Genomic DNA, 7,668 nt, shown 5'->3' with positions numbered 1-7,668 from the left:
CGAGCCCGCGCGGTCCCGGTCCCCGGCCGCGAGCGCGGCCTCCCCGGCCCTGACCAGCGCGCACGCCGTCCCGTACGGCTGGTGCAGCGCGTCCCACGCCGCGGCCGCCGCGTCCCACGCCGCCCGGTCCAGGACGCCCTCGGCGCGCGCGGCCTCCGCCTCGAACGTCAGCCGGTGCGCCTCCTGCACCGGCCCGTGGACGCGCAGCCCCTCCGCGCGGGCCCGCACCTTCGCCAGCGCGCCCGTGTCGCCCAGCTCAGCGCAGGCGGCGGCCGCGACCACCAGCCCCGGCAGCGCGTACCGGGACTCGTCGGGCAGGCCGACGTCGGTGAGGATCGGGTCGAGCGCGTCCAGGGCCTCGGCCGGGCGGTCCCGCGCGAGCGCGATCAGCGCGCTCAGCCGGGCCACCGGGAACAGGTTCTGCGCGCGGCGCGCGGCGCCCCGCGCGATCAGGCGGGGCGTCTCCGCCGCGTGCCGCTCGGCGGCGGCGAGGTCGCCCCGGGCCAGCTCGACCGCCCCCGCCAGATGGTGCAGCCCCGCCCGGATGACGCCCGCCGACGTCCGCGGCAGCGTCCGCCCGATCACGCCGAGCGCCTCGTCCCAGCGGCCGAGCGACACCAGCGGCTCGGCCACGTTGATCGACAGGAACGCGCCGGCCGACCGGGCCAGCCCGTACTCCTCCGCCCGGGCGACGCCCGCGGCGGCCACCTCGGCGGCCTCCGCGTGCCGCCCGTACATCTCCAGCACGTCGGAGTGGTTGGTGAACGCGCGCAGCAGCGGCTCGAACGCGCGGACCTGCGACGCCCGCGCCGCGACCCGGCCGATCCGGGCGAAGAACGCCTCGGGGTCGTCCTGGTCGAACAGGTCGAGCCAGGCCAGGTTCAGCTCGACCGACAGCTCGGACTCGGTGTCCCCGACGGCACGCGCGACCTCCAGCGCCTCGCGCGCCGCGTCCAGGGCCTCCTCGCGGGTGCCGTGCAGGCCGATGATCTTCGTGGCGAGCGTCGCGAGCACCCGCGCCCGCTCGGCCGACGGCGGGTCGGCCGGCACCAGCCGGGCCGCCTCCCGCAGGTCCGCGGGCGCCTTGTCGCTGCCCGCCCGCAGCCGCAGCATGCCGCGCAGCTCGTACAGCCGCGCCTCCCGCATCGGGTCGCCGGCCGCCTCGCCCGCGCGCAGCGCCTCGGTCGCCAGCCGGATCCCGACGTCCGGCTCGCCGGCGAAGTCGGCCAGCGTGACCGCCTCCTCCATCACCTGGACGTGCGGGACGCCGACGCGCTCCGCCGCGTCCGGCACCCGGTCCCACAGCCCGAGCACCCGCGACGCCATCCGCAGCGCCTCCGCGTAGGCGAGCGCCCGCCGGGTCTCCCCGACGGCCCGCCACGCCGCGGTCAGCGCCCGGACGACGTCGTGCGCCGCATGCCAGTGGTGGGCCAGCGTCACCGCCCGCGCCCGGTCCGGCATCAGCTCCGGGTGCTCCTCCAGCACCCGCGCGTACCGGACGTGCAGCCGCGTCCGCTCGCCGGGCAGCAGGTCGTCGTGCACCGCCTCGCGGATCAGCGCGTGCCGGAACGCGTAGCCGTCGCCGTCCACCACCAGCGTGTTGGCCGCGACGGCGGGCCGCAGCCCGCGGGTCAGCTCCCGCTCGTCCAGCCCGGCGACCGCCGCGAGCAGCTCGTGCTCGATCCGCGCGCCGCCGCCCGCCGCCACCCGCAGGATCTCCTGGGTCTCCTCCGGCAGCCGCTGGACGGCGCCGAGCAGCAGGTCGCGCAGCGACTCGGGCAGGTCCCGGCCGGCGCCCGACCCGACCAGCGCCTCGACGAACAGCGGGTTGCCTTCGCTGCGCTCGAACACCTCCGCGAGCGTGCCGGCCGGCGGGTCCGTGCCGAGGATGCCGCGCACCAGCTCGCCGACCTCGTCCCGGCCGAGCCGCCCGACCTCGACGCGGGCGACGTGCTCGACGCGCTCCAGCTCGATGAGGACCGGGCGCAGCGGATGCGCGCGGTGCAGCTCGTCGGTCCGGTACGTGACGACGATCAGCAGCGCGTCCCCGGCGCCCAGGTTGCGGACGAGGAACGTCAGCAGGTCGCGGGTCGAGGCGTCCGCCCAGTGCGCGTCCTCGACGACCAGCACCACCGGACCGGACGCCGCGAGCCGCTCCAGCAGCGTCAGCACCAGCTCGAACAGCCGGGCCCGCGACTCGCCGGTGAACGCGCCCGCGTCGGCGTCGCCGAAGTCGGGCAGCAGCCGGCCCAGCCCGTCGCCCGCGCCCGCGGGCAGCAGGCCGCGCACCCCGTCCACGCCGACGTCGCGGACGAGCCCGCGCAGCGCCGCGGTGAACGGCGCGAACGGCAGCCCTTCGGTGCCGAGCTCCAGGCAGCCACCGACCAGGACCCGCGCACCTTCCGCGCGGGCGCGCGCGCCGAAGTCGCCGACCAGCCGGGTCTTGCCGACCCCGGCCTCCCCGCCGAGCAGCACCGCCGACGGCGTCCCGGCGCGGGCGTCGCGGAAGGCGGCGTCGAGCGCGGCGGACTCGCGCTCGCGGCCGACGAGCACCGGGCTGACCGTGCGGGCGTTCACCGCTCCGGCGCGTCCGGCCTCGCGGCCGCGCGCACTGCCTCGGCCATGGCCGGGTCGCCCTCGGCGAGGTACCCGGCGGCGACGCCGGCCCGGTCCGCCGCCGGCCGGTTCTGGCTCATCTTCGCCTTCGCCTCGATCCGGGTGATGACCAGCTCCAGCCCGACGATCGCGCGCAGCTGCCCGGCGATGTACGCCGACGGCGCGTCGTCCACCGACCAGGGGTCGGGACGGCCCGCCTCGTGCCTGTCGGTGAGCCGCCGCACCAGCGACTCCAGCCACGCCGGGTCGTCGTGGACGACCAGCCGCCCGTAGACGTGCGCGGTGAGGTAGTTCCATGTCGGCACGACCCGCCCGTGCTCGGCCTTGGACGCGTACCACGACGGCGTCACGTACGCGTCGGGACCGTGCACGATCACCAGCGACTCGCCCTGCGCGGGCGCGCTCCACTGGTCGTTGTTGCGGGCGACGTGCGCGAGCAGCGCGCCGTGCTCGCCCGCGTCCGGGTCGTACAGGACGGGAAGGAACGTGGCGACGAGGCCGCGCGGCGTGCTCGTAACGAGGTCGGCCGCGCCGCAGCCGTCGAGCAGCGTCCGGACCTCGGCGTCACCGGCCGAGAAATGTGCGGGTATGTACACGCCCCGACGCTACCCGAACGGCCTGTCGGAGGCGCGTGCGAAGGTGGTGGCGTGAGCACGGAAGAGGAGCGCGACGGTGTCCGGCTGACCAACCTCGACCAGCCGCTGTTCGACGGCGCCGGGGCGACCAAGCGCGATCTGGTCGACTACCTCGACGCCGTCGCCGGGCGGCTCGTCCCGCGGCTGGAGGGCCGCCCGCTGTCGGTCATCCGCGTGCTGCGCGGCCAGAAGCCGTTCATGCAGAAGAACCTCCCCAAGTACACGCCGCCCTGGGTGCGCCGGGTCACGGTGTGGGCCGAGACGTCGCGGCGGGAGGTGTCCTACGCGCTCTGCGACGACCGCCGGACCCTCCTGTGGTTCGCCAACCAGCGCGCGGTGGAGTACCACCCGCCGCTCGCCACCGCCGCCGACCCCGGCCACCCCACCCACCTGGTGATGGACATCGACCCGCCGGACGGCGGCCCGTTCTCCGCCGCGGTCGGCGCCGCGCACCTGGTGCGGCGCGCGCTCGCCGACTGCGGGCTCGACGGCGCCGTGAAGACCAGCGGGTCCAAGGGCGTGCACGTGTTCGTCCCGCTCGACGGCCGCACCGCCGCCGACGACGCCGCGGCGGCGACCCGCGCGCTCGCCGCCCGCGCCGAACGCCTCGACCCCGCCCTCGCCACCACGGCGTTCATCCGCGAGGACCGCGCCGGCAAGGTGTTCCTCGACTCGACCAGAGCGGGCGGCGCGACCGTCGCCGCCGCCTACAGCCCCCGGATCAGGCCCGGCACGACGGTGTCCTTCCCCGTCCCGTGGGACGAGCTCGACGCCGCCGACCCGCGCGCCTTCACCGTCCGGACGGCGGCGGAGCTGCTCGCCGACCGCGACCCCTGGGCGGAGCTGATGCCCGCCGCGCGCCCCCTGCCCGCCGACCTCGTCGAGGAGGGTCACACCATCCCCATCGCCCGCGTCCAGGCGATGCACGAGGGCAAGCGCCGCGCCCGCGCCCGCCGCGACCAGGGCTGACACCCGGAATGGTCAACGGCCGCCCATGATCGTCCCGGCCGCCGCGTCGCCCCGCGGCGCCCGGGTACGACCCCGCCGGACACCGCGCGAACGCGATCCGAGGGGAGCGGCACGTGACCGTGACGGGGCAGCTGGCGGCCGCCGCGACACCGGGCGACCTCGTCGCCGCGCGGACCCAGATGGCCGTCTCGCTCGGCTGGCACATCGTGCTCGCCTGCCTCGGCGTCGGCATGCCCGCCATCACCCTGATCGCCGAATGGCGCGGCCACCGCACCGGCGACGCGAACTACCGGCTGCTCGCGCGCCGGTGGGGCCGCGCGATGGGCGTGCTGTTCGCCGTCGGCGCCGTGTCCGGGACGATCCTGTCGTTCGAGATGGGCCTGCTGTGGCCCGGCATGATGGGCGTCTACGGGCAGGTCATCGGGCTGCCGTTCTCGTTGGAGGGCATCGCGTTCTTCATCGAGGCGATCTTCCTCGGCGTGTACCTGTACGCGTGGGACCGGCTGAGCCCGGTGAAGCACATGCTGTCCGGCGTGCCGATCGTCGTCGCCGGCGTGCTCAGCGCGTTCTTCGTGGTGACCGCGAACGCGTGGATGCAGGCGCCCGTCGGCTTCCGCACGGAGAACGGCCGCGTCGTGGAGGTCCGTCCCTGGCGGGCGATGTTCAACCCGTCGTTCCCGTCGCAGACCGTCCACATGATCCTCGCCGCGTTCATGGTCGCCGGGTTCGGCATGGCGTCGGTGTACGCGGTGGCGATGCTGCGCGGGCGCCGCGACCGCTACCACCGGCTCGGCCTGCTGCTGCCCTTCACCGTCGCCGCCGCCGTCGCGCTGCCGCAGATCGTCGTGGGCGACTGGGCGGCGCGGTTCGTCGCCGACCACCAGCCGATCAAGCTGGCCGCGATGGAGGGCGTGTTCGAGACCGAGCGCGGCGTCCCGCTGCACATCGCCGGCGTCGCGGTCGACGGCGAGCTGCGCTACGCGATCGGGATCCCGCACGGGCTGTCGCTGCTGGCGCACGCCGACCCGGACGCCCGGATCGTCGGCCTGAACACGGTGCCGCCCGCGGAGCGCCCGCCCGTGAACATGGTGCACTGGGGCTTCCAGGCGATGGTCGGCCTCGGCTTCGCGATGCTGCTCCTGGCGCTCTGGCTCGGCGCGTACTGGTGGCGCCGCCGCGACATGCCCCGCACCCGCTGGTTCCTGCTCGCCACCTCGGTGTCGGGCGTCGCCGCCGTCGGCGCCCTCGAAGCCGGATGGACGGTCACGGAGGTCGGCCGGCAGCCGTGGATCGTGTACGAGGTCCTGCGCACGGCCGACGCCGTCAACCCGGCGCCCGGCCTGGTCTGGGGCGCCGCCCTGGTCGGCGCCGTCTACGCCGTGCTCACCGTCGCGTCGGTGTACGTGCTGCGGCGACTGGCCCGCGACGCGCCCGTGCCGATCGCGCCGCAGGAGCAGGACGTCACCGGGTTCACGGTGGTCTGACCCGTGGCGGCCGAGATCCTCCTCGCCGTGCTGTGGATCGGCCTCAGCGCCTACGTGCTGTTCGCCGGCGCCGACTTCGGCGGCGGCGTCTGGGACCTGATCGCCGGCGGCAGCGAGCGCGGCCGACCGCAGCGGTCCCTGATCGAGCACTCCATCGGCCCGGTGTGGGAGACCAACCACGTGTGGCTGATCTTCGTCCTGGTCGTCACCTGGACGGGCCTGCCGCCGGTGTTCGCGGCGCTCGCCTCCACCCTCTACATCCCGCTGACGCTCGCCGCGCTCGGCATCATCGCGCGCGGCGCCGCGTTCGCGTTCCGCAAGGCCAGCACGGCGCTGTGGCAGCAGCGGCTTTTCGGCGCCACGTTCGCGTTCTCCTCGCTCGTCACCCCGTTCTTCCTCGGCACGGTGGCCGGCGCGATCGCCTCCTTCCGCGTCCCGCCGGGGCTGGCGAAGGGCGGCCTCGTGACCAGCTGGGTCAACCCGACCTCGCTGATCACCGGCGGCCTCGCGGTCGGCGTCGCCGCCTACCTCGCCGCCGTCTACCTCACCCGGGACGCCGAGCGCGGCGGGCACCCCGAGCTGTCCGAGCGGTTCCGGCGGCGGGCGCTGGCCGCCGGCGCGGTGGTCGGCGTCCTGTCGGGCGGCGGCCTCGCCGTCCTGCACGCCGACGCGCCGCGGCTGTTCACCGAGCTGACCTCCGGGCGGGGGCTGCCGCTGCTCGTGGTGTCGATCGCGGCCGGGCTCGCGTCGATGGTCCTGCTGTGGCGGCGCGCGTACGTCGCCGTCCGCGCCACCGCCGCGCTCGCCGTCGTCGGCCTGCTGTGGGGGTGGGGCGTCGGCCAGTACCCGCACCTGCTGCCCGGCGTCGACCTGGACGAGGCCGCGGCCACCGGTTCCGTCCTCGTCGCGAGCCTCGCCTCCCTCGGCGTCGGCGCGCTGCTGCTCCTGCCGTCGCTCTGGTGGCTCTACTCGACGTTCCAGCGCGAGCAGGCGCCGGACGCGCGAGACCGGTGATTTCGCCGATGCGGTGACCGGCGACGGCACCGACACTCGGTGACGAAACACCCCCACCCCCCGAGGAGGAGCAGATGCGCCGGATTCTCGGCACTCTCCTGACCGCGGCGGTCACCGTGCTCGGTGCCGTCGTCGGCGTGAGCGCGCCCGCGCACGCGGCCGGGCACACGCCCGTGGTGTTCGTCCACGGCTACACCGGAAACGCGTCCAACTGGGTCACCGCGGAGGCGGTGTTCGCCGCGGCCGGCTACAGCAGCAACGAGATGTTCGCGTTCAACTACAACTCCTACGGCGACAACAAGACCAACGCCGCGAGCCTGGCCTCCTACGTGAACCAGGTGCGGGCGCAGACCGGCTCGTCGCAGGTCGACATCGTGAACCACTCGATGGGCGGGCTCGTCAGCTGGTGGTACATCAAGGAGCTCGGGGGGCAGCAGTACGTCAGGCACCTCGCCTCCCTCGCGGGCGCCAACCACGGCACCACGGCCGCCTACGCCTGCCTGATCTACACGACCTGCCAGCAGATGTCGCCCGGCTCGTCGTTCATCCAGACGCTGGCCTCCGGTGACGAGACGCCCGGCGACACCAAGTACGCCACCTGGTACTCGCCGTGCGACGGCGTCATCAACCCCTACACCAGCACCATGCTCAGCGGCGCCACCAACAACTACGTGGCGTGCGAGACCCACCTCACCTACCTCACCGACACGGTGGTGCTGAACTCCGTCCGCACCTTCCTGGCGAGCTGACGCCCGCCGGACCGTCCCGAACAGGACCCCGCGGCCCCCCCGGGCCCCCCCCCCGGCGGCCGCGCCCCGCCCGGCCCCGACCCCCCCCCCCCGCCCCCGGGGCCGCCCCGGGGCCCCCGCCCGGCGCCCCCCGGCGGTCCCCCGGGCTCGGCCTCACCCCGCGCGAGACGGAGGTGCTGCGGCTCGTCGCCGCCGGCCGCA

6 protein-coding genes are annotated in these 7,668 nt (G+C 75.6%); 4 read left to right on the top strand and 2 right to left on the bottom strand.

Annotated elements, in window-relative coordinates; all coding sequences use genetic code 11:
* Together ABZ914_RS38500 and ABZ914_RS38495 are read right to left on the bottom strand one after the other, a co-directional pair.
* On the bottom strand, positions 1–2,577 hold a 2,577-nt coding region (locus tag ABZ914_RS38500; protein ID WP_500199393.1), incomplete at its 3' end, for an ATP-binding protein.
* Entirely contained in the window at positions 2,574–3,212 is a 639-nt protein-coding gene (locus ABZ914_RS38495) for an FMN-binding negative transcriptional regulator (RefSeq protein ID WP_500199391.1), read from the bottom strand. The genes ABZ914_RS38500 and ABZ914_RS38495, both read right to left, overlap by 4 nt.
* Before the next feature lie 51 nt (positions 3,213–3,263).
* Here ABZ914_RS38495 and ligD point away from each other — a divergent pair, with 51 nt between their 5' ends.
* The 4 genes from ligD to ABZ914_RS38475 all read left to right on the top strand — a co-directional run bounded on the left by ligD (position 3,264) and on the right by ABZ914_RS38475 (position 7,467).
* Entirely contained in the window at positions 3,264–4,220 is a 957-nt protein-coding gene (gene ligD, locus ABZ914_RS38490) for a non-homologous end-joining DNA ligase (protein ID WP_500199390.1), read from the top strand.
* 113 nt (positions 4,221–4,333) lie between these two features.
* Positions 4,334–5,704 carry a cytochrome ubiquinol oxidase subunit I gene (locus ABZ914_RS38485; RefSeq protein WP_500199388.1) on the top strand — a complete coding sequence of 457 codons (1,371 nt, stop codon included), beginning with the start codon at positions 4,334–4,336 and terminating at the stop codon, positions 5,702–5,704.
* A gap of 3 nt (positions 5,705–5,707) precedes the next feature.
* Positions 5,708–6,718: a cytochrome d ubiquinol oxidase subunit II gene (locus ABZ914_RS38480; protein WP_500199387.1), complete on the top strand. Its 1,011-nt coding sequence runs from the start codon at positions 5,708–5,710 to the stop codon at positions 6,716–6,718.
* Positions 6,719–6,792: 74 nt separating this feature from the next.
* The gene (locus tag ABZ914_RS38475; RefSeq protein WP_500199385.1) at positions 6,793–7,467 is read left to right on the top strand and encodes an esterase/lipase family protein; all 675 of its coding nucleotides are present in this window, start codon (positions 6,793–6,795) and stop codon (positions 7,465–7,467) included.
* Positions 7,468–7,668: the final 201 nt, after the last annotated feature.

The organism is Spirillospora sp. NPDC046719 (assembly GCF_040645715.1).
Taxonomy (GTDB): domain Bacteria; phylum Actinomycetota; class Actinomycetes; order Streptosporangiales; family Streptosporangiaceae; genus Spirillospora.
The sequence above is the reverse complement of the archived record's forward strand: the minus strand, read 5'-3'. Positions and strand labels throughout refer to the sequence as shown.

Coding starts and splice junctions, on each gene's coding strand:
- ABZ914_RS38475 (WP_500199385.1), top strand. CDS start 6,793: ATGCGCCGGATTCTCGGCACTCTCCTGACCGCGGCGGTCACCGTGCTC.